Annotated in this window: 15 protein-coding genes; 6 read left to right on the plus strand and 9 right to left on the minus strand. The window is 61.2% G+C overall.

Translation table 11 applies throughout. The features are described from left to right. Nucleotides 1-5: 5 nt before the first annotated feature. The 9 genes from ACQKOE_RS16005 to ACQKOE_RS16045 form a co-directional block, all read right to left on the minus strand. The gene (locus ACQKOE_RS16005; protein ID WP_427513710.1) at nucleotides 6-2405 is read right to left on the minus strand and encodes a DUF3987 domain-containing protein; all 2400 of its coding nucleotides are present in this window, start codon (nucleotides 2403-2405) and stop codon (nucleotides 6-8) included. Next, nucleotides 2405-2596: a DUF6511 domain-containing protein gene (locus ACQKOE_RS16010; protein WP_427513711.1), complete on the minus strand. Its 192-nt coding sequence runs from the start codon at nucleotides 2594-2596 to the stop codon at nucleotides 2405-2407. Before ACQKOE_RS16010 ends, ACQKOE_RS16005 begins: the two co-directional genes overlap by 1 nt. A gap of 134 nt (nucleotides 2597-2730) precedes the next feature. Then, entirely contained in the window at nucleotides 2731-4335 is a 1605-nt protein-coding gene (locus ACQKOE_RS16015; protein ID WP_427513712.1) for a DEAD/DEAH box helicase family protein, read from the minus strand. Further along, nucleotides 4332-5435, minus strand: coding sequence for a hypothetical protein (locus ACQKOE_RS16020; RefSeq protein ID WP_427513713.1), 1104 nt, complete (start codon nucleotides 5433-5435; stop codon nucleotides 4332-4334). The genes ACQKOE_RS16015 and ACQKOE_RS16020 overlap by 4 nt, the downstream gene beginning before the upstream one ends. Nucleotides 5436-5511: 76 nt before the next feature. Then, entirely contained in the window at nucleotides 5512-6036 is a 525-nt protein-coding gene (locus ACQKOE_RS16025; protein ID WP_427513714.1) for a DUF669 domain-containing protein, read from the minus strand. Nucleotides 6037-6066: 30 nt separating this feature from the next. Then, on the minus strand, nucleotides 6067-6861 hold the full coding sequence (locus ACQKOE_RS16030; protein ID WP_427513715.1) for an ATP-binding protein: 795 nt from the start codon (nucleotides 6859-6861) through the stop codon (nucleotides 6067-6069). Next, complete coding sequence (locus tag ACQKOE_RS16035; protein WP_427513716.1) at nucleotides 6861-7307, minus strand: hypothetical protein; 447 nt, start codon at nucleotides 7305-7307, stop codon at nucleotides 6861-6863. Before ACQKOE_RS16035 ends, ACQKOE_RS16030 begins: the two co-directional genes overlap by 1 nt. A gap of 133 nt (nucleotides 7308-7440) precedes the next feature. Next, nucleotides 7441-7785, minus strand: a complete 345-nt coding sequence (locus ACQKOE_RS16040; RefSeq protein ID WP_427513717.1) for a hypothetical protein — start codon at nucleotides 7783-7785, stop codon at nucleotides 7441-7443. Beyond that, entirely contained in the window at nucleotides 7778-8005 is a 228-nt protein-coding gene (locus ACQKOE_RS16045; RefSeq protein ID WP_427513718.1) for a hypothetical protein, read from the minus strand. The genes ACQKOE_RS16040 and ACQKOE_RS16045 overlap by 8 nt, the downstream gene beginning before the upstream one ends. A 94-nt stretch (nucleotides 8006-8099) precedes the next feature. Here ACQKOE_RS16045 and ACQKOE_RS16050 point away from each other — a divergent pair, with 94 nt between their 5' ends. The 6 genes from ACQKOE_RS16050 (at nucleotide 8100) to ACQKOE_RS16075 (ending at nucleotide 12996) form a co-directional block, all read left to right on the plus strand. After that, complete coding sequence (locus ACQKOE_RS16050; protein ID WP_427513719.1) at nucleotides 8100-8822, plus strand: LexA family protein; 723 nt, start codon at nucleotides 8100-8102, stop codon at nucleotides 8820-8822. A 353-nt stretch (nucleotides 8823-9175) separates the two neighbouring features. Next, complete coding sequence (locus ACQKOE_RS16055; RefSeq protein ID WP_427513720.1) at nucleotides 9176-9637, plus strand: DUF2924 domain-containing protein; 462 nt, start codon at nucleotides 9176-9178, stop codon at nucleotides 9635-9637. Then, nucleotides 9634-10941: a recombinase family protein gene (locus ACQKOE_RS16060; protein ID WP_427513721.1), complete on the plus strand. Its 1308-nt coding sequence runs from the start codon at nucleotides 9634-9636 to the stop codon at nucleotides 10939-10941. The genes ACQKOE_RS16055 and ACQKOE_RS16060 overlap by 4 nt, the downstream gene beginning before the upstream one ends. Continuing rightward, nucleotides 10938-11324 carry a hypothetical protein gene (locus ACQKOE_RS16065; RefSeq protein ID WP_427513722.1) on the plus strand — a complete coding sequence of 129 codons (387 nt, stop codon included), beginning with the start codon at nucleotides 10938-10940 and terminating at the stop codon, nucleotides 11322-11324. The genes ACQKOE_RS16060 and ACQKOE_RS16065 overlap by 4 nt, the downstream gene beginning before the upstream one ends. A gap of 104 nt (nucleotides 11325-11428) precedes the next feature. Next, nucleotides 11429-12637 carry a DUF262 domain-containing protein gene (locus tag ACQKOE_RS16070; protein WP_427513723.1) on the plus strand — a complete coding sequence of 403 codons (1209 nt, stop codon included), beginning with the start codon at nucleotides 11429-11431 and terminating at the stop codon, nucleotides 12635-12637. Continuing rightward, the gene (locus tag ACQKOE_RS16075; RefSeq protein WP_427513724.1) at nucleotides 12634-12996 is read left to right on the plus strand and encodes a hypothetical protein; all 363 of its coding nucleotides are present in this window, start codon (nucleotides 12634-12636) and stop codon (nucleotides 12994-12996) included. The genes ACQKOE_RS16070 and ACQKOE_RS16075 overlap by 4 nt, the downstream gene beginning before the upstream one ends. Nucleotides 12997-13056: the final 60 nt, after the last annotated feature.

Below are 13056 nucleotides of genomic sequence, written 5' to 3' on the forward strand. Positions count from 1 at the left end.
TCCTTTCACGCGATATCAAAATAGATGGTGCGGGGCCGCCCGCGCTCTCCAGCAGGTTGCGGAAAGACCTGGCCGCGGATCATCCCGGCCTCCTCCAGATGGGCTACGACGTCGGCACGCTTACGACGGTCTAGGAACTGGCTCTTGCGGCTGAGCTCCTTGCCATCGATCCCCGCACTTCCAGCATCTGCGATCACTTTGTGAACCCGCTTGACCAGAGCTTCATACTCATTGTCGGCAACCCGCTCCTTCACCGCCTGCATCAGGGTCTGCACGCTCCGGCTTGCGATCCCCATGCCCCAGTCGAGGTCTGCTGCCGTGATCTGCGGGCTGCCCGGATTGTCGGTGATCGCCTTGATCAGCGCGACCTTCGCCGCATTCTCGGCAAGCCGCGCGATGATGCCGGTCAAATGGGTGCCCTGGTGCCGGCGCAGCATGTCGATCTGCTCCTCGCGCATAGCCCGAGCCCGGGCTTCCGCCTGCGGCGTTGAATAAGGCACCGTCCAGGGCTTCGGGATCGCGGACGCCGCATTGCCCAGCGGGAAAGGCGTCGAGCCATCAGCCCCCTTCGCCACCGCCTCCATCAACGCCACCAGATCGGCAGGCGGTTCGTTCGAGATCAGATCATGCTGCGGATCAGGGTAGTGGTTCTCACTCTCGAAGATCAGCATGCGCGCCAGGCTGCCATCGATCACGTTGTCGCTGGAGAGCGAACCCCAGAACACACCCGGCGTCGTCACCCCAAACAGACACAGGCACGGCTGCTCGATGACCTCGCGCGGCTTCTCCTTGTCGTTGGCATAGGCAATGCCGAGGAAGGTGCTGTCAGCCAGGCTGTAAAACTCGGTCAGGTTATCGATGATCTCGGTGAGGTGCTTGGGCGCGCGTTTGCGGTCGGCGGCCGAGGAAATCAGGAACCCGACCTCATCAAGCGGGAAGTAGATCGATGGGTTGCGCGTAATCGCGGTCAGAAGCCCAGCGCCTGAGGCGATCTTTGACGAACCCACATGGTTGGCGAGCCCTGCGGCAATCATCAGCCGGGTTGAGGCACGCAAAGGATGGTCCTTGCCGCCGCCGGAGTCTGCAATGCCAATCGCATAGAGATTGGTGCGCAGGTTCGTCGGCCCGGCATAGCGCCGGCCGGCAGCTGCCCCGAACATGGCAAGCCCTGCCCCCAGCGTCAGCCACGGCTGCGGCGAAGGCGCCGAGGCACAGGTGTGGGCCACGAACTGTGCCAGCGCGCCATCGCCAAGATCACGTTGCCAGCCCGGTATGCCGATCATCGGCATCGGTTGTTCATGATCAAGGCCATGGCCATGGTCATGCTGGTGATGATGATCATGGCCATGCTCGTCGCGCAGCGTGGCCGGCACCATGACGTGGCGGACCTTAGCCTTCTCGTTGGCGACAAACATGGCGAAGTCGGCGTAGGACATGATCGGCGCGTGCAGTGTCACGCCCTCGGGCGGACTGTCCTGGCGCACCAACTGGATCGCGCGTGCGGCAGCGCGGCGCGGATCGCGCTGGTCGAGGAAGTGGCCAGAGACTGCATTGGCCGGATTGAGCAGCACGCCCACAATCTGAGCGTCAGCATAACCCGCGTTGGCCATCAGCCGGGCTACCGCCAACCCATCACCGGAGCGATCCTGCCCGGGCGGAGCTTCGATAGCGAGGCGCAGCGGATCGAGCACGCTGAGCGCAAGTTCATCCGGTGTCAGCAGCGCGACATCGGCCGGAAGCGTGGGGGACGCGCGCGCAGTGCCTGGTTCCGGTGTGCGCGCTGGCGGAAAGCTCGCGGCCAAATCTTCTGGCGGATAGGATATCCCGTCATCCGCCATGGCCCAGCCTGCAAGCCGCGGGGTGCGACCTCGTGCCACCTTGCGCTTGTCAGGATAGTTCACCGATCCCGGCACCCGCATCAGCCGGTCGATATTCTGACAAGCATCCGCCTCGAACCAGTCGCGCACTTGCAGGTTGATCGCCTCGATGCTGGCAAGGTTGGCGCACGGGGCTTCAAGCCGCCAGAAGGCCTGAAGCCCGCCACCGGAATCGATGATGAAACTCGGCGGGCAGACAATCTCCTGCAGCGCTGCGGTGATCTCCGCTCTGTCGAACGCCCCTCCAGACTTGGGCGGATCGATATCGACATGCACAAAGCGTGCGGCGCGTATGTCATACTTGGCAGGCTTTTTGTTCAGCCCGGTCGCAACCCGGTTCACTGTCCAGTAGATGTTGAACCCGTTGGCATTGGCCTTTTCGGCATCGGCCAATGCCTCCTCGACGCGCTCGCCAAAATCGCGTCCATGCACGCCCACCCCGTTGGGATGAATGTAGACGAGGTGGATCTGATCAAGGCTCTCGAACAGGGACCGGGCAATATCAGGATCAAAGGCGAGCGATGCCATCAGAACGGCACCTCGTTTTCCCAGATCTTGCGCACCTCAGTGCAGATGCTGGCGTATACGTGGGCGAGGAAGCTGAGCCATTCGCCTTCCGTCATCTGCGCCAGATCGGTCTTACCGAGCGCGTCTAGCCACTCCCCGATCGCCGGGCTTGCGGTGTTTACGGCGCGCTTTTCATCAACGTTCAACTGCATTTTTCCGCGCCTTTTGGTCGGGATATCAAGGCACGCCATCGAACAGGCGTGGACGGTTGGGAGACGCTCAAAAGCCGCGCTCTTGAAGTCGTGCCAGGCGAACCCGCGTGCGGCGCGGCCACAAAAGCACGCCCTCACGCCGCCAGCTGGCCGGGTTCAAACCGGAAGGCCGTGATCTCATGGTATCGGCCCGAGGGCTTGACCCGGATGTGGCTGGGCACCGCGAGCTGGTGCTGGCGGGCAAGCGCCTCACCGACGGACTTGGGCACAGGGGTCGGCCCCCGCCGCATCCACCAGCTTTCTGCCTTGGTGCGGGCATAGCCTTGGTGCTCGAAGCAGATCCATTCGCGGTGGACGGTGAGGCCAGCTTTGTAGGTCACCCGCAGTGACGGCGGTGAGCCCTCTTTTTCATGGCGCTGGAAGGAAACCCCCTCCACCTCAATCCAGTCAGTCTCGACTGCCAGAACCGAGGTTTGCTCAGGACGGGTCGTGACGCGCCGATCGGGCGGCGGAAACTCAAACCCGCATGCAGGACAAAAAGCCGTCATGGTGCCGCAAACGCACTCGCATTCGGGGCAGGTCTTGTAGGGTGCAGGCCCCTCCCCCTTGCTCTTCTTGTCCGGGATCGCCGGGTCATCGAAGGGGCCGTGCCGGGCAATGTTGCCGCCAAAGTCCAAGATCAGACAGTTGGCCTTGCCGGTTTCGGGCGAGAGCCGCGTGCCGCGCCCGATCATCTGGATATAGAGCCCGGTCGACTTGGTGGGCCGCGCCAAGGCAATCAGATCCACATGACGCGCGTTGAACCCGGTCGTGAGCACGCCCTGGCTGACGAGGAACCGCAGCCGCTCTGCCTTGAAGTCGGCAATGATCCGGTCGCGCTCGCGCTTGTCGGTGTGGCCATAGACCCCGGCACCTGCAAATCCCCGCTCGGTAAGCGCATCGCACAGCGCATCGCAGTGCTTGATCGTACAGCCGAATACCAGCCAGCCGCGCCGGTCGGCACCTTGCTCGGCAATCCGGTCAGCAATCCGGTTGATCACACTCTGGTCGAGCGCCGCGGCTTCGAGCTGCGACGAGATAAACTCGCCGCCGCGCGTACCAACCCCGGTCGTGTCGATCTGGGCGGCCTGGCGGTAACTGATCGGAGGGCAGAGAAAGCCATCGTCAATCAGCCCACGCACCTTCGTCTCGTGGGCGATGCCATCAAACATCGCGTCCTCGCCCTTGTCGAGCCGGCCGCTGTCGAGCCGGAATGGGGTGGCGGTCAGCCCGATGATCTTTAGGGCGGGGTTGATGGTTTTGAGATCGGCCAGGAACTTGCCGTACATGGTGTCAGCATTGCGCGGGATCATGTGGGCTTCATCGATCAGCACCATGTCGACCCGGCGCGGCAGGTTGTAGGCCTTCTTGTGGATCGACTGGATCGAGGCGAAGAGCAGCTGCGCGCCAATGTCGCGCCGGCCAAGCCCCGCTGAATAGATCCCCCACGGCGCCTCGGGCCACAGCCCGACCAGCTCGGCTGCGTTCTGTGCCACGAGCTCGCGCACATGGGTCAGCACAAGGATGCAGGCGCTGGGATCGGTCTCGAACACCAGCTTCGACCACTCGGCGATGATCAGACTTTTGCCCGCACCGGTGGGCAAAATTACCAATGGGTTGCCTTCTCGGTTCGTAAACCATCCCCACAGGTCGGTAAGCGCAGCCTCCTGATAAGGCCGCAGGGTAAGCGGCGCGCTCATGCTGCCACCTCGGATTTCGGAAGCCAGCCACCGCTCGCATTGCAGCCCGTGCAGCGCAGCCCAGCTGCGTGCGGCCCTTTTCCGTCGGTCACAGTCCAGGAGAACGAGCCGCACGAGCGGCAGACATGCCGGTCGATGACATCGCCCGGAGCATACTTGTAGGGACTGTCATCGATCCACTGCGAGCCGTCAGTCCTACGGTAGATGATCCGCCCATACTCGACATCGACCTGTTCGCCTGCGACCAAATCAGGGAGATATCGGTGATCAGCGCATCCTGCTTCCTGATCGGTGCGCGACAGCTCATGGCCGTAGCGGACGCAGAACCAATAGCCATCATGGGCTACTCCTGCATCCATGCAGGTGCGGCAATTTCGCTCAGCGCGCGCACCTTCATGGCATAGCGGCGCAAGGTCGCAGAACCGGCAGGCAAAGCTGTCCGGACCGCCGATCCGGCTAGGTGCATAGTCGGAAAAGATGATGCTCTCGGCCTTCGCCTTCAGGACCCCCGCAAAGGCCGGGTCGGCATTGGTGCGCACCGCCGTCCAGCGCCGGCCGCCTGGCGAAACGCATACCAGCCAGTGCCGGTCGAGCCCTGCATAGTCCATGTAGAGGACGGCCTGCGCGTAATAGACTGGGTTCCACTCGGCGAGTGCGGACTTCTCGCCCACCTTGCGCCGCGCCTTGTCGAGGTCCTGCCACTTCTCCGAGGCCTTGATCTCGAGCACGTGCCAGGTCTTGGGCGCCTGCACGAGGCCCAGGCACACCCCGTCCATGTGGCCAGAAAAGTGCCCGCCAAAATCCTTGAAGCCCCACTGGCTGCCAGCTTCATCGGTTTCATGGACGGTAAGGCCGGGAAGCTGCTTGAGGCGCGCAACCGCAAGATCTTCGCTGCGGTGCCCATCTTCAAAGCGCTTCAGCGTCGTCGCATCGAAACGCACACTCCAGGCCCAGCGAAACTGGTACCAGAGCGCACGCGAACACGCGCTGCCGATTGCCGACATGCCAAGATAGGCACGCCGGCGCATATCCTGTCCATCCACCAGCGCCCTGTCGGCAGAGGCTAGCGTGGGACACACAAATTCAGGTAGAGCGGCCATTGCCTGCTCCTTCGATCTTTCGGTCAGGGGAATGGGTGGCAGGGGGCGGGCTCAATCGACCCCCTGCCCTCCAGGCTCACGCTGCGCTGCGCTTCCAGGGCGCCGAAGCAGATTGGCCGCTACCGGCAGCAGGCGCGGTATTAGCGGGCTTCATACCGCCACTGCCAAAGCTGGTTGCCTGCCCAGATCCAAGCGCCTTGTACGTCTGGACCTCGTTGGAGGCGGCATAGGTCCGTCCATCTTTACCGGTGCGCTCGGGTTTGACGATCACGACCGCGATCATCGGCAGCATGTGCAGCTCTTCGCTGTCCTGAACCGACAGCTTGCCCACCGCATGGCAGATCGCCGACAGCGTCCGCTGGGCGATCTCGACCGCCTGAGCATTGGGATTGTCGAGGTTGAGCCGGTCATAAAGCCGGCGGCCGGCCTGATCGCCTTCGAGGATTTCCATCTCGAGCTTGAGCTGGTGCCCGTTGCCAGTCGAGGTCTGGCAGAACTCGGACGAGGTAATCTGCACTTTGTATTCGCCGGGCGGCACCGGCCGGTAATCGCCCTTGGGTTCAACTTGCGAGGCGTCGAACGAGCCTCCGAGGAAAGCCATACTTCAATCCTTTCTGTCTGACTGTGATGATCAGGCTGCTTCGCTCATGCGGGCAGCCTCGCTCGCAGCGGCCATGGAGGAAGCAAGCGCCTCCCATGACAGCGGGAGTTCGGGGGGCAGGTTGTGCCGGTTCTTGGCGAGGAAGGCAGGGCGCTCTTCGGTGTAGAGCACGCGCGTGCCCGCCCCGACGCCGCGAGCGACCTTCTTCATACCAACATCAGACTTGGTGACGCTGGTCTTAAAGTTGGCGAACAGCACCATGTCGGCGTGCTCCTGAACGAGCGCCGAGGCCATCTTGTGGAGCTTGATCTGGTAGCGATCGAACGGCTCCGTCTCGGGGCTGTCGAACCGCTTCACCTCGGCATGCGCAGTCTGGATGACCGCCATACCCTTGTCGTTCCGGAGCGCATTAATGCCATCGAGGTATTCCCGCCAGACATCGAGGGTGGCGATATAGCCCTTCCCGTAGCCGGCATCCTCAATCGAGGACCACTGTTTGGACGGGTTCGCCTCATTGTTGCGGCGGATGGTTTCCGCCCAGACGAGCGGCTCCAGCCAGTCGAGGCTGTCGATCACCAGCGTCTGGAAGTCATGGTCCTCGTTGTAGAGAGCCTGCATCGCCTCCATGACCTCGGCAAAGCTCTCGGCGCGCGGGAAAGCGTCGATCGGCTGGCCGGCGGGTTGGCCGTCTTCGAGGTTGATCAGTACCGGGCGCGGCGCAGCGCCGGCAAAGGTGTTCTTGCCGATCCCGTGCGGGCCGTAGATCACAATGCGCGGGGGTTTCGGTACGGAGAGGCGATTGAGCAAAGAAAGCGAAATAGCCATTACGCTGCCTCCTTCATCCCGAGCGCGATCTCGAACTTCGCCTTGCCCGGCTTCACCGTGCGCGCGGGCGTGAACAGGTCGCGGATCGCAGGCGGCCAGGCCTTGTAGCTGGTCTCCGAGACCGAGAGCCTGGTCTCGACATAGTCGGCGGGGTTCTCGCCCCAGCTGCGGATCGTCTCGATCGCGCTAGCAAGCTTGTCCTGATCCCAAGAGACGTTCTTGGGCACCTCGATGCGGATTTCGTATTCGCCATCAGCGCGCCGATGGGTACCGGTCTCGTTGAGACTCTGTGCATAGCGACGGGTCAGGACGCCATGGAGAATGGCGACCATTTGTGATGCGCCGGCAAGGCGGGTCTGAGCCTGCCCCTGCAAGCGGGCCAGCACTTCCACTGGCAATGCATCAAGGGTAGCAGGGGTCTGGGTTGGCAGATCCTCAAGTGTCATCGGGTGATCCTTTCGTCTGTGATTTCAAGCGATCAGTCGTCAGCAATCCCGCCAGCAAAGGCGGGGCAGTGGTTGACGCGGCGATCGAATATCCGTGGGCGCCTCGCGGTTAGCCCCCACTGCCCCTGTTCCGTCAGGCCGCCTGGGGCAGCGTGAGTGCGGCAATCATCGATCGGACCTTCCGGCTCTTGGGCCTTGCGATCGCGACGTAGCTGAAATCGCCCGCACCCCGGCGGATCTGCACGAGGTGCACCACCCCATTCTCGGCAGCCCAGCGGGCACGGGCGGCAAGACGCATCAGCGATTGGCGGCGCCATTCCGGCAGGCGCTGGGGCTTTGCCGTATCGACATCACGCGCCAGAAACCCGCGGTGGTATTCAAGACGCTCGCCCGCTTCGGCTGCATCAAGCCAGGCACAGAGCAGATCTTCGTTGGGCAGGCTTGCCTGCTGCCTCGCGGCAGTGAGGTCCTCAACCATGGTTTGCAGCTCCCGCCACGCCGGCACTGCGCTCCCCGCGCGGGCGGTAGCTGGCCATGAAGTCGCGAATACGCTGTTCGGTCTGGGGCCAAAGGCGCCTGCCCTTCCTGAGCTGGCTGATCAGCTTCCAGTCGTTGGCCGCCTGGCGGCCGAAATAGGTCTCCGAAAGGTTGGTGCGGCGGAGGAAGGCGTCGATGTCATGAAGGATAGGATGCGTCATAGCTCCGTTATTGACGTTCAAATCCTACACCACAAGTAGGGATCAATCCCACATTTGTATTGACCAGCAATATCCACAGAGCTAGGCACAGCGCATGACCCAACGCTCACTCGTCAACATCGAGCACCTCAGAAAGGTTCTCGAGACTGCCACTGCTCCTGGAACCGAGTGGAATGCCCGCTCGCTTTCGCTGGCCGCGACTGGCGGGAAATCGCCGCATATCGTGCGCGAGATCCTGCGTGGCCGCAGCAACAACCCGACCCTCGAAACCCTGGTTGGGCTCTCTCGCGCCCTTGGCATCGACATTTCCCGCCTGGTTTCTGGCGGCGAAGGCGTAATGCCCCGCGTTGGCGGCGTTGCGCCTTACGAACGCCTGCAGGTTCTGGGCGCGGTAGCGGCAGGCGTCTGGCGCGAGCAGACTGAATGGCCCGAGGAAGATCGCTACTTCATTGAGGTCGGCCCAAGCCCGGTTGTTGGCGGCGAGCGCTTTGCCCTGCGTATGGAAGGCAATTCCATGGACAAGCTCATTCCGCCCGGGTCTGACCTGGAGTGTCTGCGCACGATATTTGGCGAAATAGAGCCGGTTCCGGGCGACATCGTTATCGTCCAGCGCGACCGTCACGACATGCACGAGCTCACCTGCAAGCGCCTCGATCACGACGGGAAGAATTACATCCTGCGCGCCGAGTCCACGCGGCCAGAGTTTCAGGAGCCAATTGTCATCGGCAGGCCCGATGCTGACAACTTCAGCGACGACGGCGTTCAAATCATTGGGATCGTCCTGCGCGCGCACCAGCGGCTTTACAGCCGCCGCTGAGTGCCGCCGCGTCGATTGTGGGATTTTACCCTACTCGTTCTCGTTGACGACGTTTATATCCCGCACATATTCTTCCTGACATGATCAGGGAGACAGTTCGCCTGATCGCCTTGCCAGCCATCAGGTTCTACAAACATGCACGACAACTCCGCGGGCAATAGCTCGCAACTCATCAACAATATGACGGACGACGAGCGCTTCACCGAGTTGGGGCAAATTATCGCCGCCGGCATCATCCGCATGCTCGAGAAGTCCAGTTCTATATCTGCGCCTGGCGCAGATAGTTCACTTGGCTCATCGCCCGTCAAGAGCGTGTGTCGAACCCGGGGACGCCCCCGAGTTGGAGAACGCTGATGCAAAAATATGACGATCCGCAGGTCATTGCCCGCCTTGCTGCGCTGAAGACCATGACTGTGAAAGAGCTCAAGGCGGAATGGTCGAAGCTGATGGGCAGCGACGCCCCTAACAACAGCAGCCAGTTCATGATCCAGCGCCTGTCCTACCGGATTCAGGAACTGGCCTTTGGCGGCATGAGCAAGCCGCTGGTCAGGACGCTCGATGCCCTGGCCGACGAATACGAAGGCAAGAAGGTCCGCAAATCCGTGATTGCTGATCCACGCAACCCGATCATCGGCACCCGCCTTGTGCGAGGGTGGAATGGCACCGAGCATACGGTGACGGTGATGAAAGACGGGTTCGACTGGAATGGGCAGCGGTTCAAATCGCTCTCGGCAATCGCCAAGACCATTACCGGAACCAACTGGAACGGATATCGTTTCTTCGGCCTCCGCGCGGCCGAGCGAGGTGCACGATGAGCGACGCCCCCCGCCGCATTCGCTGCGCCATCTACACCCGCAAATCATCCGAAGAAGGCCTCGAGCAGGAGTTCAACAGCCTCGATGCCCAGCGCGAGGCCTGCGAGGCCTACATCGCCAGCCAGCGCGCTGAAGGCTGGCGGGCGATGCGCGAAGGCTACGACGACGGCGGGTACTCCGGTGGCAATCTCGACCGCCCGGGCCTCCGGAACCTGCTGGAGGACATCCGGGATGGGCTCGTCGATGTGATTGTCGTCTACAAGATTGACCGTCTTTCGCGCTCGCTGATGGACTTTGCCAAGCTGGTCGAGGTGTTCGACGAGCACAAGGTAACATTCGTCTCGGTCACTCAGTCGTTCAACACGACAACCAGCATGGGACGTCTGACCCTCAATGTTCTGCTGTCATTTGCGCAGTTCGAGCGCGAGGTGACCGGTGAGCGCATTCGCGACAAGATTGCAGCCAGCCGCGCCAAGGGTATGTGGATGGGCGGGTTCGTGCCGTGGGGATATGATGCTGTCGACCGCAAGCTTGTGATCAACGAGGCGGAAGCGGCACAGATCCGCTACATCTTCGAGCGCTTTGTCGAGTTGGGCTCGGCCACCAGGCTGACCCGCGAGCTCGTCCGCAAGGGCATCACCAACAAGCGCGGCCGCCCGATCGACAAGGGGTTCCTCTACAAGCTGTTCCGCAACCGGGTTTACCTCGGCGAAGCCGTGCACAAGGGCACCAGCTATCCCGGCGAGCATCAGGCTATCATCGACCAGCCGCTCTGGGACAAAGTCCATGCCGTCCTGAAAATCAGTCCCCGCACCCGCGCCAACAATACCCGGGCGCAGACACCAGCCATGCTGAAAGGATTGCTGTTCACTGAAACCGGCGTTGCGATGACACCGACCCACACCCGCAAGGGAGAGCGGCTTTACCGCTATTACGTATCGATGGACGCGGTCCACAATCGCATCGGTGAAAATGATGCCCTGCCGCGGCGGCTCAACGCCGGAATGGTCGAAAGCGTGGTAATCCAGGAACTGCGCCGAATGCTGACCACCCCCGTAATCGTTGCCCGCGCCATTGAAGCCGCGCGAGAGCTAAAGCCCAACATTAACGAAAATGATGTAATTGCCGCCCTCTCCGGTTTTGGTGAGCTCTGGCAGACCCTGTTTCCGGCCGAGCAGGCACGCATCGCCCGGCTGCTGATCCAGCGGGTCATCGTGAATGACAACAGCATCGATGTAGACCTCTGCACCAAAGGACTGGGGCCAATCATCCATGACATGCTGGCGCCGCGGAAGGCTGCATGAGCACTGCGCAGGACACCTTGCGGGTCAGGATCCCGATCGCACAACGGTCCCGTAATGGACGGCCGCGCATCCAGCCGCCGGCCGACTATATCCCAGAGACCGATAACGGGACCGATCCGCACGTCCTGCGCAACTTTGCCCAGGCCTGGTCCTGGCGGCGCAGGCTCGAAAGCGGCGAGGTCGACACCATTGAGGACATAGCGCGGTCAGCAGGCGTCACCCACCGCATGGTCGGCAGAATGTTGAAGCTGACTTACCTTGCTCCGGCGTTGCTCGAAAAGCTGCTGCTTGAGCGCGTGCCGCCGACCGTACCAGTCAAGGAACTGGCAATCGTGGCGGACATGGATTGGCCGGCTCAGGCACGAGTGCTGATAACCGGTTAGTCGACTTACTGGAAAGTCTACTTTCAGGAACGCTAGTCGAGACAACGGACATCCCGAACGCTATAAGCCTGCTGCTAGCCCTCATAGCTTTAACGGAAAATCGAATGAGCGAAGTGCAAGATCTCAGTCAGGACCAGGGCGAGGAAGACGAACCCATCGTTTCCGTCTTGCCGCAAAGTGCGACCGATCGAATGATCGAGCGTGAATATGAGCAGGGTCGTCTGCGCGTAGTTCAGGATAAGAATGACTTTTTTCTTCCACACGTCGTGGATTTTATCCGCGGTCGTCGATGGGGAAATCTTCGACCGGAGTACCAACGTCGATTGCGTTGGGACAATCAAAAAAAATCCCGGCTGATAGAGAGCTTCATCATGAATGTACCGGTGCCGCCGGTGTTCCTCTACGAAAGCAGTCTTGGTGCCTACGAGGTAATGGACGGCCAGCAGCGTCTGAACGCCGTGGTGGAGTTTCTTGCTGGCGAGTTCAGTCTCTCTGGTCTCAAAATCTGGCCTTCGCTCAATGGCCGTTCATTCGCACAGCTTCCACCACTTATCCGCCGCGGCTTGGAGCGTGCGAAAATTTCTGCAATTACGCTTACCTCCGATCTCGCCGGCGGGGGCGATGACAGCATCGACTTGCGGGCGCAGGTTTTCGACCGCCTGAACACTGGCGGCGAGCGACTTAACCAGCAGGAATTGCGAAACTCCCTTTACGCCGGGCGGTTCAACAAAATGATCGTTGATTTGGCGGGGCACCCGACGTTCACCGCGGTTTGGGACATCCCTGCGTATGCTGACAATATGCTGAGCGATCGCACGCCATCGCGTGAGCTAAAAGACAATAATCTGTTCAAACGCATGCTCGATTGCGAGATTGTTTTGCGGTTCTTTGCCTTTCGAGATCATAAGCATGTTCAGGGAGCCGTACGATCAATCCTTGACAATAGCATGAAGCGAAATCGTGATCTCGGAGAGGTCGAGGTCATAGCCTTGCGGGAGCGCTTCGTCGAAGCACTCGAAACCGCCCGGTTAATATTCGGTACAGAAACATTTCGCCTCCCGCCGGCCGCAGGAAAGGCGCAAGGACTCTTGTCACGCCCGCTGTACGACGCGCAGATGGTCGCCATCGATCAGCTTATCGACCGCAAGCAGGAGCTCTTGGATCAAGCACCTAAGATTAGGGAGAGCATCCAAGCTCTAGCAAGTCCGGGCAGCGAGGCATATGAATTAATCGTCGGGCGCGCCAACACCGCTTCTGCAATTCTCGCTCGAATTAACTTGGTCAGGGAGGCGATCGCAAGCGCAATTGCATGAGTCCTTTCGCTACCGTCCGCTCCGCCGCTCAAGCCGCGATCGAGGAGATCGTCGCGAACGCTACCGTGCGCCAGCGATTTCCGGCATTTGTGCTTGGTCAGGCCCAAGACCTTTTTACCTACGCTAACGACAAGGCGCACGTGAAGGGCGAGTTGCAGAAGCTGCTCAAGCTAGGATCGCCCGATCCGGCAGCCGTCCATCGCGGCCTGCTCATTCAGCTAAATGGTGTTTTTGAAGGTTTCATCAAATCTTTAGTGAGCACCCATATATCTCAAATTGCGTCCCGAGTAAGCCGCTTCGACGAGCTTGAGCCCTCGTTACAAAGTAACCGCTGCAAGGAGCCCACGTATTCGGGTTGAGTTTGGTGGGATATGACGACGCCTTGTTGGATTGGAGGCGTGCGCGGTGGATTTGGATGG

It is taken from the genome of Novosphingobium sp. NPDC080210 (assembly GCF_050281025.1).
Lineage (GTDB): Bacteria > Pseudomonadota > Alphaproteobacteria > Sphingomonadales > Sphingomonadaceae > Novosphingobium.